The organism is Cohnella faecalis (assembly GCF_003570905.1).
GTDB classification, from domain to species: domain Bacteria; phylum Bacillota; class Bacilli; order Paenibacillales; family Paenibacillaceae; genus Cohnella; species Cohnella faecalis.
In genome coordinates, this window is record NZ_QXJM01000040.1 from 368,282 (window position 1) to 391,497 (window position 23,216).

Below are 23,216 nucleotides of genomic sequence, written 5' to 3' on the forward strand. Positions count from 1 at the left end.
AAAATTATATCGATTACCCGATTTTTAGTCTATCCTAATCGCTTCTTCATGACATGAAACCTTCTCGACACTTCGAAGCCCGCGTTCTTGTACAGGTGTCCCGCCGACGACTGCTCATCGGTCCACAGAAAGAATGCCCCGTGAAGGCCCTCTTCCCGCATCGCCGTTAAGCAATCATGAAACAGGATTTTGCCGATCCCCGTACCTTGTGCGTTCGGATCTACGCCGAACGGGCCGAACCTCTCCTGAATATCGCTGTAGCCGCCGTACATGCAGAAGCCGACAATACGGGAATCCGGTCCCCGCGCAACGCGAATTCTGGATAGGGGAACGCCCCGGTAGACGGCTTCGCGCAAGGCGCGCGCCCAGTCCGGATAGAATACGGTTCCGGCAAACCGAATGACCGCTACGAGATCATCCGGCGACAACGCCCCGAAAAAGTAGCCCTCGGCCTCCTTGGATCGTCTCAGCTCCTTAATGCCCGCAGGCATCTGATAACCGATAAGCTTCGCGTCCATGGATACGGAGGATTCCGTGATCTCAAATCCTTGGGAGCATAGAAAGCGGTACCCTTCCGGATACGAATGTTCATCGATTCCCGGCAGAATATAATTGGGGCGTACCCGGAGAAAATAGCTTCCGTCCGCCCATGGCTCGACAAGAAGGCTAAAGCCGCTTCCATCAGCTTCGCTCCTACGGCTTGGCGGCGGTGCTCTTCAGCGATGAAGAACCATGGAATCCAACCGGTATTGGGCTCCAAATCCGTACCCATCATAGGAAGCAATCTGCGTACGGCGAATACTGCACCAATCAAGTCATCGCCACAAAATGCCAGTCGAAGACCCTCCGGGTCGAAGTTCGCATCCAGAAGCACCGTCTTCTGAAATCTATCCGTCGTAATCGGATCAACGCGCAAGCACTCATTCCAGAGTTGGACGATTGCCCTCTCATCTCCGCCGCAATAATGCCGATAAACAACATCTGTCATCTCTACGCACCCCGCTTACTCTTTAATCTGTCCGCGCAGAGCGTTCCAGCTCTCCGCAAGGCGTTGACGCACCTGCAGCGTGATTGCAATATCCGCTCGCCTTAAGGCTAATATATAAGATCCGATGACCGGAGGAAATTCAGGGCGTACCGGATCGAACCCTGCAAGACGCTCCGCAGCCCGCTCCCGAAAACGGCTAAAGAACGTTTCGCTATCGAACAATCCTCCCGCAATAACTAGCGGACTCCGTTCTTCACGACGGCTTCCCTTGCCCGCCAACGTCTCCACCAAAAGAATAAGCTCGCCGATCGCCTCATCGATGATTCGATTCGCGACTTGGTCGCCCTCGGCTGCGCTGTCAAGAACCGCCCGCGCGGCTTCCGCCACCGTCTTGCGCAGTTCTTCATTCTCATAGACGTAAGTAATCAACTGCGACGCGTTGTCCATCTTCCATTGACGCAGCACTTTTTCTGTAATGGCGGTATAAGGTCCCCGTCCATCGAATTGATGCAGCATGCTGATCAACCCGCTGCGCCCGATCTGATATCCGCTGCCCTCGTCGCCCAGCACATATCCCCAGCCGCCGACGCGATGATATTCATCCGTTGCCGGATTATAGCTAGTCGCGATCGAACCCGTCCCGGCGATCAAGATAATCCCCGGTTCCCCCCAGGTACCGGACGCCATTGCGGACAGCGCATCGCTGCGAACAACGAATTCTCTGTTCGAAGGGAGCAGCTCTTCAAGAAAACAGCCGATTCTCTCCCGGTCTTCCGGCCGGTCGCTGCCGGCCATGCCCAGGAAAACCGTGTTTAGCTCGCTTTCCTCCTCGCGGCCGTTATCCCAACATTCCATAATGGATTCCGACAGCACTTTCCGAACTTCCGTCCAAGGCTTGGATTTCATGTTGCTCGAAGATCCGCGGGACAGGAACGTTAGCCTGCCTTCTCCGTCTCCAATAACGCAATACGTCTTCGAGCCGCCACCGTCCAACCCGATAAAACGCTGATTACTTAACCGCACCCGCCGTCAGCCCTTCCATGAATTGTCTGGATGCGAAGAAGAAAATAATGATCATGGGGATCGATGAGAGCGTCAATCCGGCGAATACCATGTTCCAGTTGGTCGAATATTGGCTGAACAAGGAGAGCATTCCGACGGGGATCGTTTTTTTCATCTCGTCCGTAATGAATACCAGAGGGAAGAAAAAATCGTTCCAAGCCGTGATGAAATTAAAGATCAATACGGTGCCTAGAGCGGGACGCATGAGCGGTATCACGATTCTGAGCAAGATGCCCGCATTCGTGGCACCGTCGATCTTCGCCGCCTCCTCGAGCTCTTTCGGCAACGTCCGAAAGAATGCCGACATAATTAGTACAGCCATAGGAATGCCCATTGCCGAGTACACCATAATCAGAGAGCCCAGCGAATCGATGATTCCCATTTTCTTCATCTGCAAGAACAAGGGGACAATGCCCAGCTTAATGGGAATCATCATGCCAAGCAGGAAGAACATGAACAAAGCATTGTTCCACCAGAACCGAAACCTGGCAATGTAGAACGAAGCCATGGAACCGAACAGCAAGACGATTAGGCACACCGCCGCGCTGACCAGGATGCTGTTCTTGGAATATTGCAGGAACGGCATGTCCTCGAATATTTTTGCGTAGCTGGAGAAATCAAGCGATTTGGGCAATGCAAACGGTTCACGAAAAATATCTAGGTTGTTTTTGAACGAGGATGCGACCATCAAGAAGATAGGATACAAGCTCGTCACTGTGAATAAGCAAGCGATTGCGTACTGCACCGTGCGCAGCGCCGGATGAGTTCTCATGATTTACGCCTCCTCCTTTCGGAAGACAAACAAGGATAGAGACGATAACAAGGCGATGATGAAGAACAGAACGACCGCTAGCGCTGAACCCAGACCTACGGCTACCACATCGGCAGACGAACCTCCGAACGCGATACGGTAGAAATAGACGGCAAGCAAATCCGTGGAATAAACAGGCGCGCCGGATGAACCCTCCATCGCGTAGACGAGTTCGAATGCCTCGAAGGAGTGGATAAAGGTCAATACGACAATGATCATGAGCGATGGTTTGATCAACGGCAAGATAATGGATCTAAAAAGGCGGATACCGATTGCGCCGTCCATCTTGGCCGCTTCGATGACCTCGCTCGACATCGATTGAAGGCCCGCCAGGAACAATAGAACAAAGAATCCAAGATCGAACCATACGTTGGCGGTAGCGATCGAGCTAAGCGCCGTTCTCGTATCTCCGAGCCAAGGCATTGTCCAGTCGCTTAGCCCGACTTTCTTTAAGAACACATTCACGATACCATTGTTTGGATTCAGCATCATTTTCCAGAGAAAGCCGACCACGATAACGGACAGAAGCCGGGGGAGGAAAAAGGCGATCTTGAAAAATCCCGCTCCTCTGATTTTCGTATAAATGATGTACGCAAGGATGAAAGACAGGCCATTCAGGATAATCATCTTAAACGCGAACAAGTAAAGATTATGCCCGAATGCCCGCCAGAACATCGTGTTGAAAGGCTCCATCGTAAACAAAGTCTTGAAGTTGCCCAGCCCGATGAACTCACCCTTGTTCATTCCCTTCCAATCGTACAAGCTGTAACCGAACGCCGTTACGATGGGCACTACGATAAAGGCGATATACACGGCGAGAGCAGGAACGGGAAATAGGTGGACAGCGGCTTTTTTCCATCGGCTTAACGTTGAAGTATTCTTTCGTATCATGTTCACAGCCTCTCGCCGCCTCTAAGTGTAATTAGGAATGTCTCGTTTGTTATTGACCCGGCTTAAACCAGGAGTCCGCATTCTTCTGTATTTCCTCGGCTGCTTTTTCCGGAGTAAGCTTGTTCAAGTACATGGCTTGCAACGCGTCTTGAAGAGCAGTCTTGAGAGTCGGATTGCCACGGTCAAAATGAATGAGGATATTGTAAGGAGTCGAATGATTTACCGCGTTATCCGCTACTTTGGAAGTCAGCTCGTCCACGCCTGGAACGCCAGGAATCGCGCTAGCCCGTTTCAGTTCGGATGCCATCAGCTGGCCGAAGGATTTGGACGCCGCGAATTCAAGAAACTTAAGCGCTTCTTCCTTATGCGGAGAGTTGGCGTTCACCCCGAAGGATCCATCCACCCATGTCGTTACGGTAGGCTTGCTGCCATCCGGCTTCGGAATAGGGAACATACCCAATTGCAGGTCCGGGTTCATGGATTCGACAACCGCGATTTCCCAATCTCCCATGATGAACATTCCCGCTTGTTCCGTAACGAACAAATTCCGCATATCGTCCATGCCAAGTCCAACGTAATTATCCGGGAAGTACGCAGCCAGATCCTTCATCGCTTGAATGGATTTCACGAATTCAGGGCTAGTAAATTTTTTCTCGCCTTTCAGCAGCTGCTCCTCGAATGCCGTTCCGCCGTAGAAACCCGGAGCAATCGCGGAGTGAACGAGCGAGAGAATCCAACCGTCCTTGGAGCCGACCGCAAATGGCGTAATCTTGTTGGACTTCAGGGTATCGGCTACTTTCATCAGCTCATCCCAGGTTTGCGGTTCCGATAATTGCAGGTCCGCGAATATCTTCTTATTGTAGAAAATTTGCGTCGCATTAAGCGCAATCGGCACTCCGTAAATTTTGCCATCCTTGCCCGTCGAGGAGGCAAGCAAATCGGCAGGAATGGTATTCAAGCCCGGCAGATCGTTAATCGCCGCAAGATATCCGTTGTCGCCAAGCTCGCTCCCCGGAGCGTAAGGTCTCATGTGGACGATATCCGGGCCGCCCCCCGTCATTAACGCGGTATTGAGCACCGTGTTATATTCTTGGTCCGCTGTAGGCTTGAACTCGACCGTAATATTCGGATTCGCTTTATTGAATTCCGCAATGATTTTTTTATATCCTTCTACATCTTCCACCCTCCAGCTTCCGATCGATAAGGTGACTTTCTCGGAAGAAGAGGCTGCTGGCGAATTCGAAGCGGTGGATTGTTCGCTAGGGCTGGACTCATTCTTGTCTCCGCACGCCGTCAACAATGCTGACATAACCAATGATATAGCGGTTAAAATAAGAGCTGATTTCTTCATTTCTTGATGCCCTCCCAAGGTTTTTGTAGGTTAGCTCACATCAATTATATAAAATATTATTTCATAAAGTAAATAGTTTTGTAAAATAAATAATTATATTTGAATTTCCTTGGATTCTATCGCCGTTCTGACATTCCCCTCGGCGCGCTCCAGAAGCTGTCCGGCCTCTTCGCAGGTTACATCGGCCAACAGCATCACAATCGCTTTTTTGACATGCCTGTGTGAATCCTCGAACGCTTGCTCCGCCTTCTCGTCCGACACTCCCGTAGCCATCTGAATGGTACGCTTGGCTCGCCAGACCAGCTTCTCGTTAGAAGGGGTCAGATCCACCATGATATTATCGTATACTTTCCCTAGTCTTATCATAGATGCAGTCGTCAGCATGTTTAATATCATCTTCTGCGCGGTCCCGGCCTTCATACGGGTAGAACCTAGAACGACTTCGGGCCCCACATCGCATTCAAGCATATAGTCCGCATAATTTCCCATGGGACAGCCCCGGTTATTGCTGATTCCGATAACGGCCGCACCGATAGTCGACGCTTCTTTCATAGCTCCAATGACATAGGGAGTTCTACCGCTTGCGGATATGCCAACTACGATATCAGCGGACGTAATCTGCAAATTGCGGATGTCTTCCATACCCAATTCGTCGTTGTCTTCCGCGCCTTCGACCGCACTCTTAATCGCGATATCTCCGCCCGCGATGATCCCTTGTACCGTCTGCGGATCCGTCCCATAAGTCGGCGGGCATTCCGATGCGTCCAGTATACCGAGACGACCGCTTGAGCCGGCTCCCATATAGATCAGCCTTCCCCCTCCCCTAAGGCGTTGCACGATAGCTTCAACCGCATCCGTAATCTGCGGAATAATCGAAGCTACCGCATCGGCGATCAGACGGTCTTCACCGTTGATCAATTCGATCATCTGCCGTGTAGACATTCGATCAATGTTGCGCGTAGCTTCATTCTGTCGTTCCGTTGTAAGTGAATCGAGGATATGAAACATAGAAACCTCCGTTTGATGCGATTTATTCCGTGATGTGCTCTCATTATAAACTCATAGGAATGCATTTGTAAAATAAAATATTATGTTTAATTATTATTTATAAAATATAATTTTATAATTGGCGGCGATAGGGTCCGCTATTTTCATATCCGGGAAAATAAAAAAAGCGGACACTATTGAAAGTGTCCACTCTATCCTGACGGAGTATTCGGATGAATTTTACAGATCGATTTGAAACGGCGCTTCCATTCCGTTAAAGCTGTACGCCCCGGACGCAGCCCCGCTCTGGATAGGAACGACTACCCCTGTCTCTTCCACACTGGCAACGCCCGGATCGTCCACGCGGTATTGACCGCCAAGCGGTGTAATCTTGAGCCCGTTATCGAACTCCGCCGTCGGAACGAACCGGATCGAGCCGCGGTCCAGCGCGGTTGCCGACGTTTGCTTCAAGGATAGCCCGCAAAGCGAGCCGGGCTTGCCGAACAGGTGCAGAAGCGGATAATCCGCTCTTCCTTCCCAATCCCGCTCCGTATGTTCGGCAGCCGGATCAAAGTAAAAGGCAAGCTGACGGTTGGCCTCGTATCCGGCTGTCAGCATTTCGGACACGACCTGCCGGACGTGTTTCTCCATGATAAGCACACCTTCCCGACCCCAAGATCAATCCAGATTTTGCTCAAGGGCGATTTGGAAGGAAAGCTGGCATACATCCGATGCTCCTCCAGAGACAACGGATTCACATAGTAGAAGTAGGGGGAGAGGATGCCAAGCTTTCCGAACACATCCGGACGCCGAATGCCGATATGGTACGTTACCTTCCCGCCTCGGGATGAGCCCATTAATGCGGTGTCCGCCGCGCCGGGCTTCGTCCTCAGCATTCCGTCGATATAAGGCTTGATCTCCCCAATTAGGAACCGCTCGTACAAAATTCCTCTCGGCGTGATGTTCTCCTTGTCGTTCTGGTACAGCACTCCATCCAGCGGATGCATGAATTCGTTGGCTCGTTCTGCCCCCATATTGGCAATGCCGACGATAATGATCTCCTCGATGGAACCGTTCGCGATCAACCGATCCGCCGTACGGTGCAGATTCCACGACTGGCCGTTCATGGCCGGATGAAACAGATTTTGCCCGTCATGCACATAGAGAACGGGATAGCGGCGATCCTCCGATTCGGTATATCCGGGAGGCAAATAAATGAACAGATCGCGTTCGTTATTCAAATTTTCGGAGCGAAACCCTTCGATTCTCATAATGGTCGATTTCATGGTTGGCGATCCCCCTTGGCGTCGATCCAATTTTCTACCCGATAATACAGAGCAAGACCTTCCTTCGCTTTAAAAAAACGCATAGGCACTTCATTCCCGTCACGGTCTGCTTCATCCTTGCCCATCCCCCGCGATATTCGGAAAAAGAACGCCATATTTCGCGGCACCGGGAACGTTCCGCCGTAGAGGTTGCTGCCGATCTTCGGAATTTCAATACCGGCGTATAGGATATCAACGTCCGGCGTATCATCCGGAACTTCCACATGGACCGAGACGTTAACGGTTGCGGAAAGATCCGGTACCACTCTAACCGTCAGCGTCGAAGCCAGCTCCCCGTTCCGATAAGTAAGGGTCGTCGTTCCTTCCCGCAGCGGCGCCAGCTTGCCATCCGGAGAGACGCCAAGCACGGACGGATCGCCGATCTCATACGAGGCATTCAAATCCGTTGCAACGAAACCGCTGTCATAGGTGACAATAGGATTGAGCCTCGCCGAAAGTCCGGACAGGCCGATTCGATCCGGTCCGGCCAGTTCGGCCTTAACCGGTTGGCCGATCTCGCCGAAGAACATCAGCAGCGGAGCATGGACTCTGTCCGCCCAATCCTTCTGCGTATGCCCCGAACCCGGAACATAGTAATACCACAGATTTCTCCCCGGCTCGAATCCGGCTTCGAGCATGTCGTCAACGGCGCTCCGCACATGCTTTTCCATGACCGTGTACCCTTCCGCTTCGCCAACGTCGATCCAGATATCGATTGGCGGGCGTTCCTTGTAACGCTTGGAAAGCCATCTCTCTTCACCGGTAGGCTCAACGCGGACAAAATACGGACAGAGAGCGCCCACCTTTCCGAATATGTCCGGCCTGCGAAACCCGAGGTTATACGAAACCAGACCGCCAGCGGAAGAACCCATGACCGCCGTATCTGCAGGCCCCTTCAACGTCCGGAATTGCTCGTCGATATAAGGCTTTACTTCCTGAATTAAAAACTGTTCGTATTCTTCGCCATGACATTTCGTTCCGAACACTTCCTCGCCGCCGGGCAACGGATGCATATACTCCGAGATGCGGGCGTCGGTAATGTGCGAGACGGCTACAATGATGATCGGGCGGATTTTCTTTTCCTCTATTAGCCGGTCGGCCGCTAGGTGCAAATCCCATGATCCCCCCCGCTCGTCGGCATGGAACGTATGCTGGCCGTCTTGCATATACAGCACCGGGTATCGAACATCCGCGAATTGTTCATACCCGGAAGGCAAGTAAATATAAATCGTTCGATCGTTATCCAAAATCGTCGAGTGGAATTTCTCCACGGCAATGATTTTTGAATGCATTCTGAAGCACCCTCCGCTTACCTTCTATTCTTGCATAGCCAATAAAGTGATCTTAGGTTCAATCGATTCATGCGGTTTCCGAATGTAATGGATCATGAGCTCCGAGGCTATGCGATACGCATCCAGATTGAACACCACTTTCGGGACGCTCGGCGGCAGAAGCTCGGGGCAGCCGCTTGTGCACAGAGCCGCCAGCTTGCCGTCGAACGGCTCATTCATGATCCGAGTGAATAGAAATTCGTTAATCGCGCAACCGAATTGCCCGCTCCTGCCGGACAGGAACGACCGCAGCTTCTTATCTCCCGAATAGACATGGATGCTGTCATCCTCCAGCCCGGACGATTGTTTAATCCGGTCGAGCAGGAGCTTGTCGCGATAATCGTCGATGATTAGAAAATCAAACCGCCGCCCCAAAGCTTCGGACGCTTTCGCAAATGCTGCATCGAAATCGGGTATCAGCTTGTGAAATAGCGGGTCCTCGTTGTAGATGTCAATACCGATCAACGGAATACCGACGCCGAACCGTTTTGAAATCTGGTAAAACATCTTCTGCGAAGCGTTCAGAACGAATACCCCGTCCATCTCCCTCTCCAGCACGACGTCCAGCTTCGGAGCGATCGGATCGATATAGGAAACGATCAGATGATAGCCTTGCCGATTCAAATGTTTGCCGAGAAGGCGGACCGCTTCCGTATATCGGTAGGTCGACCAATAGCTGTCCCCGCTTGTTTGCGGAAGCAGGATGCCGATCAGCTCGGACTTCCCGCTCTTCAACGTGCGAGCGTTCAGATTTCGGATATAATTCAGCTTTTGCGCAGCTTTCATCACCTTTTCCCGCGTTTCCTCGGAGATGGACTGATTGCCCACCGCGTTGAGGATGTAAGAGACGGTAGCGATGGAAACGCTCGCTTCCTTGGCAATATCCTTGATGGTCACCTTTTTCATCAATCCGCTACCTACCCTTTATCCGCCCCGGCGGTCAAGCCATGGATCAAGTATTTTTGGAACAAGGTATAGATGATCGTTATCGGAAGCGCCGTCAGCACCGCCCCCGCGGCGAACTGGGCAAACCCGGAGTTCATCTTGTCGGACACCATGTTGTACAGTCCTTGCGCGAGCGTCTGCTTTTCCGGCGACCGAAGTACGATCTGCGGCAATATGAAATCCATCATCGGACCAATAAAGCTGTTCATCATAACGAAGGTGAGAGCGGGAAGGGACAAGGGCAGCATGATTTTGACGAAAATATCGAACTGGTTAGCTCCGTCAATTAATGCGGCTTCTTCGAGGCTCTTGGGAATCGTGTCGAAGAAGCCTTTCATAACCCAGATCCCGAAGGAGATCGAGCCTCCCGCGTAAATCAGAATAAGTCCGAGATGGGTGTCCAGCAGCTTCGTCTGCATCAGAAGCACGAACAAAGCCATAATCGACAAAAACCCGGGAAACATTTGCAGAACGAGCAAGATCATAAGTCCCGCTTTCCGGCCTTTAAACCGAAATCTTGAAAACGCGTAGGCCGAAACCGCAATGAGCAAAGTAGACAGCGCCATATTGGAGAACGAGATTTTGAGCGTGTTGAAATACCATTGCGCGAAGTCCGTCTCCCCAATCAACCGGGAATACTGCTGAAAGGTCGGATGTTCGGGGAACATCCGCGTAATCAGCAGCCCGTTGCCCGGGTTCAGCGAGGTTCCGACGACCCAGATCAGCGGATAGACCGTGATTACCAGAATGAGAATCAATCCGGCATAGATCGCCCCTGTCGCTAACCGGTCTTTCCATATTGCCATAGCCGATCAGTCCTCTTCCTTGAACGATTTCGTGCGGCTGTAATTCCAGATGGACATAATAGCGATGACGAGGAACAAAATAATCGATACGGCGGAAGCCATGTTGAACTGGCTTTGCTCCAGAGTCATCTTGTAGGTCCAGGACAGCAGAATATCGGTCGAGCCCGCAAAGTAATAGTTAGGGTTGGCCGGGCCTCCGTCCGTAAGCAGGTACATCAAGTTGAAGTTGTTGAAGTTGAATGCGAACTGCATGATGAATATCGGAGCGGCGGCCATCAGCACATGCGGAAGCGTGATCCAAAGGAATTTCGCCCCGCCGCCTGCTCCGTCCACTTCCGCAGCCTCGTACAAATCCCGCGGAATCGACATCAATATGCCGGCGACCAATGCCATCGTGAACGGCATGGAAACCCAGAAGTTCGCGAGCAGCACCGTTACTTTGGCCATCGTTGAATCGGACAGCCAAGGAACCGGGGATAGGCCGACATTCTCCAACAGCCCGTTGATCGGTCCGATCGAGCCGTTGAACATGACCCGGAGCACCAAGAGGGAAATGAACTGCGGAACGGCCCAAGGCAAAATAAACACGGTCCGCCACAGCTTTTTCCATTTCACTCTGCGATGGTTGATCATCATGGCGACCGCCATGCCTCCGAAGAACACCGTCGTTGTCGACAAGACGGCCCATACAATGTTCCACGCAAATATCGAGAAAAAGGTTTTGTACCAAGCCGGCTCCGTGAACAGGGTGCTAAACGTTCGCAGCCCTGTCCAGTTCACCAAAGACCGGTCGGGAATATGCAGCGGAGCGGAATAGTCGGTAAACGCGATCAGTACGTTAAACAATAACGGTATGGCCGAAACGAACAGAACGAAGATCAGTGCCGGCAGCAAAAGCAGGATGGGCAGCGCGGCGGATCGTTTCCGTAAGGAAGCGCGTTTTTGTTCCGATCGGTCTCGAGCGTCTGCGGCTTTCGCCGCGTCCGTCACGTTGTACACGTAAAATAACGCAAATGCAATTGCGATGAAGCATGCGATCAATCCGTTGATCATCATGAAGATGGAGTGATCGCCGAGGACAGTCTTGCCCTTGACAACCATGGTCGGCACGTCCCCAAGCGTCACCAGCCCCCGAATGGCTTGCGCCAGCTTCGGTGTCCACAGCCATAGGACAAGCTGGCCAACGACCAGAAACAAAAGCCCTTTTGCATACCGCTTGCCGTATAGCTGTCCCAGACCGGCGCATACAACGGACAGCGCTGCCGCTGTCCATTGCTGCCGGCTAAGTCGAATTTTCATAGCCGTTGACCCCTTGCGCTACTGATTGTTGGTTTTCATGGCGGTTTTCATCTGTTCGACCATCCGATCGAGCGCTTTCTTAGGATCCTCACCTTTGCTCCAGATGGAGGAAAGAGCGGCGAAGGACGGAACCCAGAGCGTCCCTGCCTCAGGGATCGACGGAAGCGGGTCGGCATGAATCGCTTGCTCCAGGAAAGCTTTCACTCCGGGATTGGCTTCAAGGGCCGGATCGTTCACGAAGTCTTTTTGCGGCGGAATTTGGCCTGTCATTTCGAAGCGGGTTTTAAGATTGTCAGCGTTGCTCGCGAACTCGGCGAACATTTTGGCTGCAATCGGGTACTTCGTGTAGGAATTGACGAACAGGCCTCGAATGCTGAGCAAGCTCCTCGGCTGCTTGCCGCCTGGCAGCATCGGCAGCGGAGCGACTCCGAAATCGATATCCGTGCTGCGCAAGCTTTCCATTTGTCCGGGCCGTAGATCATCGCGGCGGATTTGCCTTCCTGGAACAAGCCGGTAACGACAGTATTGTTGACGTCCTCGGCGTTCAACGGCAAAATTTCCTTCAGACTTTGCAAGAATTTCGCGCCTTCCACAGCTCCTTCATTGTTAAGGCCGATGTCGTTCGGGTCGGTTCCATCCTTGCCGAAGATGTAGCCCCATAACCCGACAAGAAGGAATACGCTAGGTATATTTGCGGTACGTCCCATACGAAGGCGAATTTCTTGCTCTTCGGATCGTTATAGGTTTTTGCGAACGCTATCAATTCCTCGTACGTCTTGGGAGCTTCCTTCAGCAGTTTCTTGTTGTAGTACAGCGCGTAAGTGTCCACCGCGATCGGGTATCCGTACAATACCTCTTCATAGCTGAGAGCCGGAAGCGCGGCAGGCACATCGTTCTTCTCAATATCGTCGCGGGTGCGATCGTTCTCCAGCACCAAGCCCGCCGTAACGGCCTTGCCGACATGGTCATGCGGCGCCGAGAAGACGTCCGCACCGATCCCGGCCGGTCCGTCGGTCACCAATTTGCCCACAGTGTCGATATTCGGGACCGGTGCCACCTTGACGGGTACGCCGTAACGCTTTTCGAAATCCGCGCCAACCTTCTTGAGATAATCCAGCTCATTTCCCTGCGTATCCCATACGAGCAGCTTTGCCCGGATTCCGGCGCTGAGAGAGCGCTTTCAGAAGAGGTTGCGGTCGGGCTCGAAGAATCCTTAGGACCTTCCTCATTCGATGTGTTACATGCGGCTAAAGAAGACATCAGAAGAACCGTCGCCAAGCTCGCAGCCATCACTTTGATTCGCATACATACTCCCCTTTTTTCATAGAAATTGGTAACTAAAACGTTTAAGTACTTAACCGGTTAAGTCAAGAATATAGAAGGCCCAATGTTTTGTCAATAGGTTTGTCGAAGATTGTCGAAGTTTAGACGGAACAACCTTATTTAGAAACCCGAGCAGCGCAGCAGGCATGACAATCGTTCACGAAATTTAAAGAAAATAGAAAGCTCCAAAAAAACAGAAAAAGCCCCTCCCTCGTACCCGCTAAACCGCGTAAGGGAAAGGCTCGAAGTATTTGCATTTGTGATTTGATAATGCCATTGATGACTGCCGGCTTTATTATTATGCTTTAACTCGCATGGCGACAGCCAGCGTCCGCCATCCTTCCGCTGTAAACCTTGGATCGTTAATAACGCCCCCGAGATCGGCGCTGCCGAATTCGTTAACGAACCAGGTCGGAGGCGGCCCTCTGTTCTCCAACTTCGCGACGCGCGCAACGAGCGCATCGAATGCTTTCTTTTCTGCGTCAGTCATAGCTTCATCCTCCTCTGTACGATCATATTTTTTTAGATTGTTCTCGTTAATGATTCTTATTAACTTTTCATAATAAGCAGGATCGCCATCAACATTTGCGGGCGCATCCGTAGCATAGCCGCATTGGTACAGGGCAAGGCACTGCTCTTCCGGTGTCCGGGCTGCTCTAACGCGGGCGTAACGCGCCAACTGAAACAACCTATCCTGATCGCGATAAAAGTCAAACACGGTATCGTACGATCGCCACGTCGCCGTCGTCTGGACGCGCTGACCTCCCACAACCTCCCATGTCGAAGTTGTGTATGTCCGCCCTTTCCACCATTGATTCGGTTTGCCGGAACCAATCTTGAAGCCGCCTAGATTGAAATGCTCGTTGATGGAGCATCCGGTTTCCAACAGATTTTGTGCCAGCCGGGTGGACGGGAAGAGCGGTGAGCCCTCCCGTCGTGCACGAATGGCCAATGGTGCAAGCTGGGCAAAAAAAGCGGATTTACTGAGCTTTGCCATTCGGCGTACCTTCTCTTTCTTCCATTCTTTTCGCCGCCCGACTTAGCTTGTACTCCATTTCGCTTTGTACCCAACCAGTCACTTTCTCCATCGTATGGATGGGGAGCCAGTCAGCCCAACCTGCCCGAATCGCATTGGCAGTCATGCTCTTAATGGTGTGATAGAGCAATCCGAATACGAACACACCAAACACAATTCCCGGAGTTCCAAAAGCAACATCAAGCAAATGCCCGCCTGCCGGCAGCAAGAGCATAAAAAACATTCGGAACACGCCATCGATCCCATAGCGGCTTGAGTATGTCTTATCTTTCTTCGATGCGCGCGATCCGCTCAGCCAATCCATCGAAATGAAGAACAGCAGCGTAACCATAAGCGACGCCACCGCCGATCCAGGGCCGTAGAAATATTCAAAAACAGGAAATAAAAAACCGCCTGCGGCGGCGGTAATCAGTTTGTCCATTCGGCACCCCCTAAATAACAAGCACTTGCACTATGTTAGGAGTAATTCTTTTCATAACGCGATAACCGGTTTCAGAGGCGGTAGCAATCCCTTCGTCATCCGGACGGACGAATCCGCCAGTCTCAGCGGTGCCGTCGTCGCGTACGTAGAGCTTACCCATCAAGCCGACAGCAGACCATTCTTTTCGATCTTCTCGAGCATCGTAAGGCGTTTCATTATCCCATTCAGGGTTGAGCACAGGTTGCCTTTCTACCCGCTCCTCCATGATTTCCACTCCGTTATCGTCATACACTGCCGGTATGGTGACATCATGGTATTGGATACGGCCCCAGTCGTCCGTCACGTACTTGCTTTGCCAACGCAATCCTCCCGCATCACCGATAATGGATGGTGTAGCGCTCACAACACCGACTATATATTCGTTAGCCGAAGTTGCCTTGCGAATCTTGTCTCCTACTAGCGTAACAAAATAACCGACTCGGTCTTCTTCGTCCGGATTGCCATCCAGCCATTCGAACATCTCGGCATAGTCGGCGCCTGACGATGAATAGACACCGTCAGATGTGACCGCACCGGTTGAAAGAATTTTGGTGGCTAACCCTTTAGCAGATGAACTCGTACCATTAGCCAAAAACCAAGCACCTGCAGCGTTGGCATCACCATAGTTACCCATTATATGGGCAGCGGCAAATCCAGCGGTGTTCGTTCCTATGCCTTCGGCATGGGAGGCCCATGCATTTGAAACAGTATTATCACCTTGAGCATGAGAAACGTAGCCGGATGCAACTGTGTTTAAACCCTCAGCATGTGTGTGAGGACCTGATGCCGTTGTGGAGCTGCCCTCAGCATGCGAGCCTTCTTGAGTTGCCTGTGTGTATCTTCCTTCAGCGTGACTACCGATACCAGATGCCGAGGTACTAATACCTTCTGCATGCGATGCTTGACCTGATGATGTGGTTAATTGCCCCTCGGCATGTGACGCCGTACCTGATGAAACTGTTGATACCCCCTCGGCATGTCCCACTGCACCAGTTACCAATGTATCAGTACCCTCAGCATGCCCAGCAAACGAAGAAATGGTTGAAGTACCAAGTAGATCAGTATTATTGACTGGTGTAAACATCAGTGGAGTGGATACAAGAACTTTCGATCCAAGTCCTTCGGCATGTCCAGAGACTGACAACGCAGCGCTGAAGCTTCCTTCGGCGTGTGAATATGTCGCACTTGCTCTAGTATTATATCCTTCGGCATGTGCGGCTAGTCCGGATGCTACTGTCGACATACCTTCCGCATGCGACGCAGCTCCTGTTACCAGAGTATCAAACCCTTCTGCGTGTCCAGCATAAATTGTAACTGAAGACGTACCTAACAGATCGGTATTATTAATGGCAATCCCGGCTTGCCCGGTTGTAACGTTAACTTTTGATCCATACCCTTCGGCATGTGAAACTGCTGTAAGTGCTCTAGAGATACTACCTTGAGCATGTGAAGCAGGTCCAGCTGCAGTTGTCGATAAACCTTCGGCATGTGCACTATCAGCAGATGCAATTGAATACGTTCCCTCCGCATGGGCAGCCGAGCCTCCTGAAAACGTGTTGTATCCCTCTGTATGTGAATAACTTCCGGTAGCAAATGTGGCTAGCCCCTCAGAATGCGCATATCTTCCTCCTACTCCATTTCCTAACTTATCAAATAATAATAATACCGTTCCCACAGAAATATTGGCGGCCGACCCTACACCTACTGTTCCTGTACCTATATTAGCTGACGTAACTGTAGTTGTTGTTAAAACGGGGGAGTATACACTTCCGTTATATGTTATCGTAATGACCCCAACCAATTGCCCTATTGCAAAAGAATGCCCTGCACCTACAGTCAGTGTATTTCCCGCCACAGCAGTTACTTTCAAACCATACCCGGAAAACGAGCCCCCGCCTTCGGCATGCGAAGCTGCGCCTGACGCTACCGTTAAATTACCTTCGGTGTGCGATTGATGACCTGATGCTAAAGTGCTGGCACCTTCAGCATGACTGGCTGCTCCTGTCGCTAGCGTATCAAAGCCTTCGGCGTGCCCGGCATATGTTGTAACAGCCGATGCTCCTAATAAATCCGTATTAAGAACTGGGGTGATGGACGACCCCGATGTTACATTAACTTTCGATCCATAACCTTCGGCATGCCCACATTCCGATAAAACTGCACTCAGTCGTCCCTCAGCATGAGTAAAATATGAAAGAGCTTTAGTATTAAGACCTTCTACATGTGACGCCTGACCTGATGCTACTCCGCCATCTCCCTCAGCATGAGCATAATTTCCAGATGCCGTTGTATTATTACCCTCAGCATGAGATGAAGTTCCAGATGCCGTTGTATTATTACCCTCAGCATGAGCTTGGGAGCCTGATGATTTTGTCAAATATCCTTCGGAATGACTATACTGTGCGCTCGCAATTGTGCCTGACCCTTCGGCATGTGATGCCCAACCAAGCGACAGTGTTCCAGACCCTTCGGCATACGCACTGCTGCCCGTAAAATTGCCCACCTTAATTAAGTATTTCCAAGTGGACGATGGGGTGGCTGTTGTTAGTCCGATAACTAGTGAACTTACAGAAGAAACGGTATCATACACCGGGCCATTGGGAGGATCCCGAAAAATGATAATCGCATCTCCGACAGACAACGAACCATTTTGCGATTCTAGTGTTACCGTTTTTCCACCTGCGTCAAATGCTGCTATTGGACCATGTGCCGCCGATGTCGCCGCCAAAGTATAATACCCTTCGGCATGTGAATTTACTCCGGCCGCTGTAGTATTATTCCCTTCAGCATGTGAGGCATAACCCGATGCAGACGTACCAATCCCCTCGACTGAGGAGGCCGTGCCTGTCCCGGGCTTGGCTGCCGTGCTGCTTTGAACGAATGCGGTAGATGCTGCTTGTGTCGTGTTTGTCCCTACCGTCGCAGTCGGTACTGTTGGTGTCCCGGTTAGTGCAGGTGACGCCAGCGGCGCAAAATAACTCCCATGCTGCCCATCTAATAAGTCGGCGTTCAAATTGGTGCTTAAAACCCCGTTACTTACTGGCACTTGGTTGGCTGAATTTCCTATATGCCATCCATCCACCATATCTGCATTGAGATTAGTAACGACTTTAGTTGAAAGTACATCAAACGGTGCAATCCCGCTACCATTTGCCACCACAGAAGAAAATCTTCGAGCCGTAATGTCACCATTTTCGTCTCTTACTGCAATCTTGTTAGTTTCGGCCGCTGTTGTCGCGTGGTATCCATCCACCATATCGGCGTTAAGATTCGTGACGACAGTTGTCGAATTCACTACAAGCGGGGGCGTACCTGTTGCTGCTGTCGACCCAAAAACCCTGGCATTAAGGTCGCCGTTTGATAGTCTAACGGCCACGGTATTGGCAATAACGTTTTGATCAGCTTCATACCCGTCCACCAAGTCGGCGTTAAGGCTCTGCACCTTTGTTGTCGAATTTACGACAAGAGGCGCAGTGCCCGTTGTTACGGTAGATTCGATCTGATCCTTAAATACGCTCTTCCGCGTAAATGATCTATAAGCCATAGGAAGTACCGTACTATCTGTAGTATAAATAGAGCCTATCCCAAACGACTCTTGCACCGTTGGCGCCATTAAACCCTCTACATAAACACTGTACGAATTTAAAGCATTAGGCAGTGCTATCTGTACTCTCCAACGTGAATTTGTGGAGTCATAGGTTACGTTTGATAATGCAACTCCATTTGCAATATTGCCTACGGCCTCTATATAGTCTGTATCTTGGGCGTTAATTGCGCCGCCTGAACTTGTAATTAAGCTGAACCTTTTTCTAACTTGTCCTGCTGCATTAAATTGGTTCCATACCCCGCTAATAACAACATCGAAGTATCCCATGTAGAATTGTGTAAAATAGACGTCTACCTTCTGGTTCGGCGTTGAAGCTGCGGACGTGACTTCCCCAAGGAATGACTGAAAATACTTTCCTATCTTTTGCTTATTCGAAGTCAGTTGAATAAATGAAGGGCTCGCCGTCGACCGTACGTCTTGATCCAAGTGGTATCCGTCCACCATATCAGCATTCAAATTTGCAACTTTGGTCGTGGACGCAACCGTTAACGGCGCAACACCCGTAGCAGCAGTAGACGCAAACGAAGGGGCAGTGGGAGTACCTGTAAACCCTGGCGAATCTAAAGGCGCAATTTTCACCCAAGCTGGAGTAAAGGTTGCATTAGCCGTCGTGGCCACCGTTCCCGTGTCGAACATTTGAAGCCCGCCGCCCTCCGAAAGCCTTATACCGCGAGCTCCAAGAGAGGGGTGGGTATTCGAATATCGCCAATTACTGGATCCATCCGTATAGGCATTGTTCGCGAATAATGCCTGGCCGCCAGCATTACTCGATAAGTCAGCCCATTGATACGCATTGATTTGTCGCCCGCTATTATTCGTTGCACTAATTCTTGGCGCACCAACCGTTCCAGTAAATGTCGGCGATTCGAGATTCGCCTTCGTAGTATCCGCACCTGGACCGGAGATTTGAACAAACGTCAATGGAGTCGTATTAATAGCAACCGTGCCCGTATTATTCATAGCAAAGCTCTTGCCGCCATTGACCGTGCCTTCGCGCACATATACTTGGATGCCGGCGGTAATCTTAGCCGTACTGTCGGCATCCGCCGCACGCATCCAACCTCCCGAACCTACTACATAAACTCCGTTTTGTTTGCCGTCAGTCTGGCTTTTGACCAATACTCGATCACCGGCGGTAAGGGCAACGCCGTCAATCGTTTGCGTCCCGGAAAGGCTGATGTCAACCGTAGTCGCGACCCGTACGTTGCCATCAACGGCTACTTGATTTTGCAAAGCATTTACATCCGTATAACCGGCTTTCTCAAGATCAAGAGTTTTGATCCCTTGCTCAATCCGATTCAAGTCCGTTTCGGTAACCGTATCTCCGAACGTCCAATTTGTTTTTCCGCTGTAAGCCATTAAACAGCCTCCTCAATTGAAATGACATGACGCATAATGGTGTCCTCAACGATCGGTACATTGACCGTCCTTGTACTGATCACCATGCCGGCAGAGGACTTAAGCTCCATCTTGGTAACAGTAGCGACTAATCCGAATGGAACGAGGTATTCGATTGTCAGAACGTTGTCCATTGTCGCCTTGATCACGAAACTCGTAATCTCGATCGACCCGTTCAGGACGACCTTTGCGATCTTGGTGTTCGTATATCCCGCTACCTCGTTTAAATATGATTGCGTAATCATAATGGAACCGCATCCCTTCGAACGGAAAATGGTATGGCCCCGACTCCCCAGCTCCCAAGCTTGGTCAAGCGATTGAGACCAATCATATAAGCCTGATCATGCAGCCCAATCCGCTCTGCGGCAAACGTTGTCGGCTGATAAATCAAATTGGCCGGTTTAAGTAAATGGATCGTGTACTCGATCTCCCGGAGCACTGCCGCATTCTCGATCCCGACGCTTATCCGCAGTATAAAGCCGACAGGATCGATTTCAACGACGACAAGCCCCGGAACTCCGGCTATATAATCCAGCTTTTGCTGCAAATATCTTTTTGTAAAAGGAGGCTTGGTCGTATAGCGATTAACGATCCGGGTACGCCGAAAGCTCAACGTTTCCGTTGTCGGATCGGCCACGATAGACAACATGCGCTCCCGCCTTCGAATGGCATCCTCAGAGGAAGTCAGGACAAACTGATCGTTAAAGAGACGATTTACAGCGGTCTGCAACGATTGAAGCTCCGTATCCTCCGTCGCAGCCAGCTCTACAAACTCCCCTATGTCCTTGTAAAACTCCGGAAGATACGACAGTAAAGGATCACTCAAGAAGCGTCACCGTCCCTGCCATCGGGATTTGCTCCTCGGTCAACGTGACGTTAGCCGCAGTTCCGTTGAATAGAGTTCCTGTCACATCCGCCACCCCCTGAACAGCTAACATCCGAGCCTCCAACGGGGAAATGCGAACGATTGTCTCGGCAACGTTCGCCCAGTTGCGCCGCAAAGACAGCAAATACTCTTCAACCGCCGCTTCGAGATTGTCCTGAACTTGACCGATCGTAAATCCGCTCTGCAAAGTTACTGTCGTCGTAACGTTAATCGTTACCGTTGCAGCCCCGGCCACGGTAACGCTATGACCAATTGGGGCAAAACCAATCCCCATGCCGCTATTGCTTTCCGGATCGACAATCGTCTGCACCTCATCTACCAGGGCAATAGTAGGGGGATTATAGCTGCTGTCGACAATCGTCACTTTAACCGTGCCGCCGCCGGCCCAAGCCGGGAACACTTTGACTCCGCCCACTCCGTCCAGCCCGCCTATTTTTTCCAAATAGTCGCCGACGTTTCCGCCAAACGGCTGCGCATTGATCTCAGCGAGGAACCGGGCTCTCAGCGCTTCATCCGTCTCCTCCTCCGCTCCGGGAACCCGAATGTCCGCCAGCTCGGCTCGAGACAAACCGTCCACATAGTCAATCGGAAGCAACTGTCCGAAATGTTGATTCCCGACTACGCCGACCGTTTCGCAAATCAATTCATAACTGCCAAGAGCCAATTTGCTTGCCGCAGAATAATTGATTCCTGAAATCGAATACCGGCTGCCGATCGGCACATCCAAAGGCTCGTTCGCAGCATTATAGAACAGCCCCAACCGGCTGGCGACGGTTGCCGTCTTACGCACCGTACCATGCTCGGCGGCGCGACGCGTCAAATAATCGCCGCTCGACGTGTCCGCAAACGACAAATTATAGTTAATGTCTAGCTCAGCGTACATCTGTGCCAACTCGGCAGACGCCGGCGCCAGGGCGTCATAAATGACGCTCCCTTCACGCTTATCCATATCCGCCGGCACACGGCCAAGCATACGAAGCAGAATAGCATCAAAAGTTTGCGCCTCATACACTGACTGTCACTCCTCCCTCAAAAGCTCCGAAATCCGACTCAACCGTAAACGTCGCCAAAGCGCTGTCGCCATTCACCGTAACCTGCATATCCGTCACATCGCTGATACGGTCATCCTGCAGCAAAGCCTCCCGAATACATCTTCCAAGCTCGGATTTCGCAATTTCCGGAGACCGCCCGGCGGCCCCAGCCGTCTCCATACCGTAATCAAAGCTATATATTAAAAAGTTATACCGCTCGGATTGCAAAATTTTGCGCACAGCCTGCTTCACTGCCTCCAAACCGTCAACCGTTCCCGCCGCGCGCTGCATATTCCAATCAAGCCGGTACGTACGGCTGGGTTGCCTGACCTCCTGAAGCTCATCTGCTTCTATCTGTCCGCCAGTAGGTATCACGTCCCCACCACCCTGTCCAAAATAAGATATTGCTGCCCGCCCTGAACACGAAGGAGAATCAATTTATCTCCCGCTTCCAGCCCCCGGCGAATCAGAAGCTTTTCCGTGAGCGCGGCTCCGGTCGTTCCGCCCGCGGCGCTATGCGTGTGCTTTGCATCGATTTCGTACTCCGTTAGAGATTCCGGCACAATAAGAAAATCCGCTGTGAGCACGAACCGTTGATCGACGGTCACCTCCAGCGGATTCTCATTTGCGACAGTTCCGACTATAACGGCGACTGGCTGGCCAGCCTCTACAGCTCCCATTCCGGCTTTCTTGATAATATTGAGCAAGGACATTAGATCACCTTCATTTCAAGCGACATCGTATGGTCGCCATCGAATTTATGACTGCACTCGTCAATCAACATCTTCTGTTTAATGCCCAGCCTGTCGTTGCGGACGTAAATAAAATGGCCGGCTCTCAGCCGCAAATCGCCTATTGCATCCATCTTAAGAGTCCGCGTTTCCCGATTCTTTAGAGCGGCAAGCATGCTCAGCAATTTCTTTATCTGCGCGTCGTTCGTCTTTTCGTCTACCGAGCGATAGAACTGCAATCTCCCCCACTTGGCGACGTTAACGCTATCTTGAGCGGGAAATACCTCCCTGACGCCGGTCTGAGAGTTGTCCCGCACGATCCGAAAAGTATTGTAGGTGTCATCGTCGATGGACTGGCTGTACTCGTAGCCTGTCATAAGACTTTCATCGCCGATATAATAGTCTTCCAGTGTCTCGGTTATGTTTTTTAGCTCCAACGCTCCAAAATTGTCGAACAGAAAAAACTCTTCCTGCCCATTAAGAGACGTCTGATCCAATGCACCGCAAATAATATCGAGCAGAGCTTTATCCTTCTCGCTTACCTTAGGTATTTTATATTTGGTATCGGCTAAATTACCGACCTTAAGCTTGAAGTCGGTTGCGATTTTCCGGATAATCTCCGTCGCGGTTTTGCCGGTGAAAATATAGGAGTCGCTATACAGCAAGTATCGGATTTGGTCGTATGCTTTTACCTTCACCTCGGAGCTTTCGCCGAAGGTTAGCTTGAATACATAGCCGTAAAAAACTCCCTTGCCGTCTTTCTTCACCCGAATAATATCGCCGTTATTAATTTTGAAATTGCTTTTGTTTATGAGATTGTCCACTATAGTGAAGTCCAGACTTCCCGGCTTGCCGACTCGGCTTGTCGTCCATTCCAGACTGGAAATAATTTCAGAGATGTCCCAAACCTTGCCGTCTTTATTGTCAAGCAGCACTTCGAATGCCATA

General features: G+C 51.1%; 24 protein-coding genes. All 24 read right to left on the reverse strand.

What is annotated here, in order from left to right; translation table 11 throughout:
• Nucleotides 1-29 precede the first annotated feature (29 nt).
• Nucleotides 30-518 (reverse strand): GNAT family N-acetyltransferase, encoded by a 489-nt coding sequence (locus tag D3H35_RS34280; RefSeq protein WP_325050136.1) that lies wholly within the window; start codon nt 516-518, stop codon nt 30-32.
• Nucleotides 467-988 (reverse strand): GNAT family N-acetyltransferase, encoded by a 522-nt coding sequence (locus tag D3H35_RS34285; RefSeq protein WP_325050137.1) that lies wholly within the window; start codon nt 986-988, stop codon nt 467-469. The genes D3H35_RS34280 and D3H35_RS34285 overlap by 52 nt, the downstream gene beginning before the upstream one ends.
• Nucleotides 989-1,003: 15 nt before the next feature.
• Nucleotides 1,004-2,011, reverse strand: coding sequence for a BadF/BadG/BcrA/BcrD ATPase family protein (locus tag D3H35_RS23155; protein ID WP_119151538.1), 1,008 nt, complete (start codon nt 2,009-2,011; stop codon nt 1,004-1,006).
• The gene (locus tag D3H35_RS23160) at nt 1,998-2,822 is read right to left on the reverse strand and encodes a carbohydrate ABC transporter permease (protein ID WP_119151539.1); all 825 of its coding nucleotides are present in this window, start codon (nt 2,820-2,822) and stop codon (nt 1,998-2,000) included. Before D3H35_RS23160 ends, D3H35_RS23155 begins: the two co-directional genes overlap by 14 nt.
• A 3-nt stretch (nt 2,823-2,825) precedes the next feature.
• Complete coding sequence (locus tag D3H35_RS23165; RefSeq protein WP_119151540.1) at nt 2,826-3,752, reverse strand: carbohydrate ABC transporter permease; 927 nt, start codon at nt 3,750-3,752, stop codon at nt 2,826-2,828.
• 49 nt (nt 3,753-3,801) lie between these two features.
• Nucleotides 3,802-5,103 (reverse strand): ABC transporter substrate-binding protein, encoded by a 1,302-nt coding sequence (locus D3H35_RS23170; protein WP_119151541.1) that lies wholly within the window; start codon nt 5,101-5,103, stop codon nt 3,802-3,804.
• A 93-nt stretch (nt 5,104-5,196) separates the two neighbouring features.
• A complete protein-coding gene (gene murQ, locus D3H35_RS23175; protein WP_119151542.1) occupies nt 5,197-6,111 on the reverse strand; it encodes an N-acetylmuramic acid 6-phosphate etherase in 915 nt (304 codons plus the stop codon).
• A gap of 219 nt (nt 6,112-6,330) precedes the next feature.
• On the reverse strand, nt 6,331-6,741 hold the full coding sequence (locus D3H35_RS23180) for a hypothetical protein (protein WP_119151543.1): 411 nt from the start codon (nt 6,739-6,741) through the stop codon (nt 6,331-6,333).
• A complete protein-coding gene (locus tag D3H35_RS23185) occupies nt 6,702-7,376 on the reverse strand; it encodes an alpha/beta hydrolase (RefSeq protein ID WP_119151544.1) in 675 nt (224 codons plus the stop codon). The genes D3H35_RS23180 and D3H35_RS23185 overlap by 40 nt, the downstream gene beginning before the upstream one ends.
• Entirely contained in the window at nt 7,373-8,707 is a 1,335-nt protein-coding gene (locus D3H35_RS23190; protein WP_119151545.1) for an alpha/beta hydrolase-fold protein, read from the reverse strand. The genes D3H35_RS23185 and D3H35_RS23190 overlap by 4 nt, the downstream gene beginning before the upstream one ends.
• A gap of 24 nt (nt 8,708-8,731) precedes the next feature.
• Nucleotides 8,732-9,652 carry a LacI family DNA-binding transcriptional regulator gene (locus D3H35_RS34290; protein WP_119151546.1) on the reverse strand — a complete coding sequence of 307 codons (921 nt, stop codon included), beginning with the start codon at nt 9,650-9,652 and terminating at the stop codon, nt 8,732-8,734.
• 11 nt (nt 9,653-9,663) lie between these two features.
• Complete coding sequence (locus D3H35_RS23200; protein ID WP_119151547.1) at nt 9,664-10,497, reverse strand: sugar ABC transporter permease; 834 nt, start codon at nt 10,495-10,497, stop codon at nt 9,664-9,666.
• A 6-nt stretch (nt 10,498-10,503) separates the two neighbouring features.
• The gene (locus tag D3H35_RS23205; protein WP_119151548.1) at nt 10,504-11,796 is read right to left on the reverse strand and encodes a carbohydrate ABC transporter permease; all 1,293 of its coding nucleotides are present in this window, start codon (nt 11,794-11,796) and stop codon (nt 10,504-10,506) included.
• An 18-nt stretch (nt 11,797-11,814) separates the two neighbouring features.
• Nucleotides 11,815-12,249, reverse strand: a complete 435-nt coding sequence (locus D3H35_RS32815; RefSeq protein ID WP_233568151.1) for a sugar ABC transporter substrate-binding protein — start codon at nt 12,247-12,249, stop codon at nt 11,815-11,817.
• A 109-nt stretch (nt 12,250-12,358) separates the two neighbouring features.
• Nucleotides 12,359-12,955, reverse strand: coding sequence for an extracellular solute-binding protein (locus tag D3H35_RS32825; protein ID WP_325050152.1), 597 nt, complete (start codon nt 12,953-12,955; stop codon nt 12,359-12,361).
• A 462-nt stretch (nt 12,956-13,417) separates the two neighbouring features.
• Nucleotides 13,418-14,116, reverse strand: coding sequence for a glucosaminidase domain-containing protein (locus D3H35_RS23215; protein WP_119151549.1), 699 nt, complete (start codon nt 14,114-14,116; stop codon nt 13,418-13,420).
• A complete protein-coding gene (locus tag D3H35_RS23220; RefSeq protein WP_119151550.1) occupies nt 14,100-14,576 on the reverse strand; it encodes a phage holin family protein in 477 nt (158 codons plus the stop codon). The genes D3H35_RS23215 and D3H35_RS23220 overlap by 17 nt, the downstream gene beginning before the upstream one ends.
• Before the next feature lie 10 nt (nt 14,577-14,586).
• A complete protein-coding gene (locus D3H35_RS32830) occupies nt 14,587-19,581 on the reverse strand; it encodes a peptidase G2 autoproteolytic cleavage domain-containing protein (RefSeq protein ID WP_233568109.1) in 4,995 nt (1,664 codons plus the stop codon).
• Entirely contained in the window at nt 19,581-19,865 is a 285-nt protein-coding gene (locus D3H35_RS23230; protein WP_119151551.1) for a ketopantoate hydroxymethyltransferase, read from the reverse strand. Before D3H35_RS23230 ends, D3H35_RS32830 begins: the two co-directional genes overlap by 1 nt.
• Nucleotides 19,862-20,446 carry a putative phage tail protein gene (locus tag D3H35_RS23235; protein ID WP_119151552.1) on the reverse strand — a complete coding sequence of 195 codons (585 nt, stop codon included), beginning with the start codon at nt 20,444-20,446 and terminating at the stop codon, nt 19,862-19,864. The genes D3H35_RS23230 and D3H35_RS23235 overlap by 4 nt, the downstream gene beginning before the upstream one ends.
• Nucleotides 20,439-21,518: a baseplate J/gp47 family protein gene (locus D3H35_RS23240; protein ID WP_119151553.1), complete on the reverse strand. Its 1,080-nt coding sequence runs from the start codon at nt 21,516-21,518 to the stop codon at nt 20,439-20,441. Before D3H35_RS23240 ends, D3H35_RS23235 begins: the two co-directional genes overlap by 8 nt.
• Nucleotides 21,511-21,912 carry a DUF2634 domain-containing protein gene (locus D3H35_RS23245; protein WP_119151554.1) on the reverse strand — a complete coding sequence of 134 codons (402 nt, stop codon included), beginning with the start codon at nt 21,910-21,912 and terminating at the stop codon, nt 21,511-21,513. Before D3H35_RS23245 ends, D3H35_RS23240 begins: the two co-directional genes overlap by 8 nt.
• The gene (locus D3H35_RS23250) at nt 21,909-22,250 is read right to left on the reverse strand and encodes a DUF2577 domain-containing protein (protein WP_119151555.1); all 342 of its coding nucleotides are present in this window, start codon (nt 22,248-22,250) and stop codon (nt 21,909-21,911) included. Before D3H35_RS23250 ends, D3H35_RS23245 begins: the two co-directional genes overlap by 4 nt.
• The gene (locus D3H35_RS23255; protein ID WP_119151556.1) at nt 22,250-23,215 is read right to left on the reverse strand and encodes an XkdQ/YqbQ family protein; all 966 of its coding nucleotides are present in this window, start codon (nt 23,213-23,215) and stop codon (nt 22,250-22,252) included. The genes D3H35_RS23250 and D3H35_RS23255 overlap by 1 nt, the downstream gene beginning before the upstream one ends.
• Nucleotide 23,216: the final 1 nt, after the last annotated feature.

Excerpts from the sequence above, each read along its gene's own strand:
- D3H35_RS23255 (WP_119151556.1), bottom strand. The coding sequence starts at position 23,215 with ATGGCATTCGAAGTGCTGCTTGACAATAAAGACGGCAAGGTTTGGGAC.
- D3H35_RS23250 (WP_119151555.1), bottom strand. The coding sequence starts at position 22,250 with ATGTCCTTGCTCAATATTATCAAGAAAGCCGGAATGGGAGCTGTAGAG.
- D3H35_RS23170 (WP_119151541.1), bottom strand. The coding sequence starts at position 5,103 with ATGAAGAAATCAGCTCTTATTTTAACCGCTATATCATTGGTTATGTCA.
- D3H35_RS23180 (WP_119151543.1), bottom strand. The coding sequence starts at position 6,741 with ATGGAGAAACACGTCCGGCAGGTCGTGTCCGAAATGCTGACAGCCGGA.
- D3H35_RS23200 (WP_119151547.1), bottom strand. The coding sequence starts at position 10,497 with ATGGCAATATGGAAAGACCGGTTAGCGACAGGGGCGATCTATGCCGGA.
- D3H35_RS32830 (WP_233568109.1), bottom strand. The coding sequence starts at position 19,581 with ATGGCTTACAGCGGAAAAACAAATTGGACGTTCGGAGATACGGTTACC.
- D3H35_RS34290 (WP_119151546.1), bottom strand. The coding sequence starts at position 9,652 with ATGAAAAAGGTGACCATCAAGGATATTGCCAAGGAAGCGAGCGTTTCC.
- D3H35_RS23220 (WP_119151550.1), bottom strand. The coding sequence starts at position 14,576 with ATGGACAAACTGATTACCGCCGCCGCAGGCGGTTTTTTATTTCCTGTT.
- murQ (WP_119151542.1), bottom strand. The coding sequence starts at position 6,111 with ATGTTTCATATCCTCGATTCACTTACAACGGAACGACAGAATGAAGCT.
- D3H35_RS23185 (WP_119151544.1), bottom strand. The coding sequence starts at position 7,376 with ATGAAATCGACCATTATGAGAATCGAAGGGTTTCGCTCCGAAAATTTG.
- D3H35_RS23190 (WP_119151545.1), bottom strand. The coding sequence starts at position 8,707 with ATGCATTCAAAAATCATTGCCGTGGAGAAATTCCACTCGACGATTTTG.
- D3H35_RS23205 (WP_119151548.1), bottom strand. The coding sequence starts at position 11,796 with ATGAAAATTCGACTTAGCCGGCAGCAATGGACAGCGGCAGCGCTGTCC.
- D3H35_RS23230 (WP_119151551.1), bottom strand. The coding sequence starts at position 19,865 with ATGATTACGCAATCATATTTAAACGAGGTAGCGGGATATACGAACACC.
- D3H35_RS23215 (WP_119151549.1), bottom strand. The coding sequence starts at position 14,116 with ATGGCAAAGCTCAGTAAATCCGCTTTTTTTGCCCAGCTTGCACCATTG.
- D3H35_RS34280 (WP_325050136.1), bottom strand. The coding sequence starts at position 518 with ATGGACGCGAAGCTTATCGGTTATCAGATGCCTGCGGGCATTAAGGAG.
- D3H35_RS34285 (WP_325050137.1), bottom strand. The coding sequence starts at position 988 with ATGACAGATGTTGTTTATCGGCATTATTGCGGCGGAGATGAGAGGGCA.
- D3H35_RS23165 (WP_119151540.1), bottom strand. The coding sequence starts at position 3,752 with ATGATACGAAAGAATACTTCAACGTTAAGCCGATGGAAAAAAGCCGCT.
- D3H35_RS23160 (WP_119151539.1), bottom strand. The coding sequence starts at position 2,822 with ATGAGAACTCATCCGGCGCTGCGCACGGTGCAGTACGCAATCGCTTGC.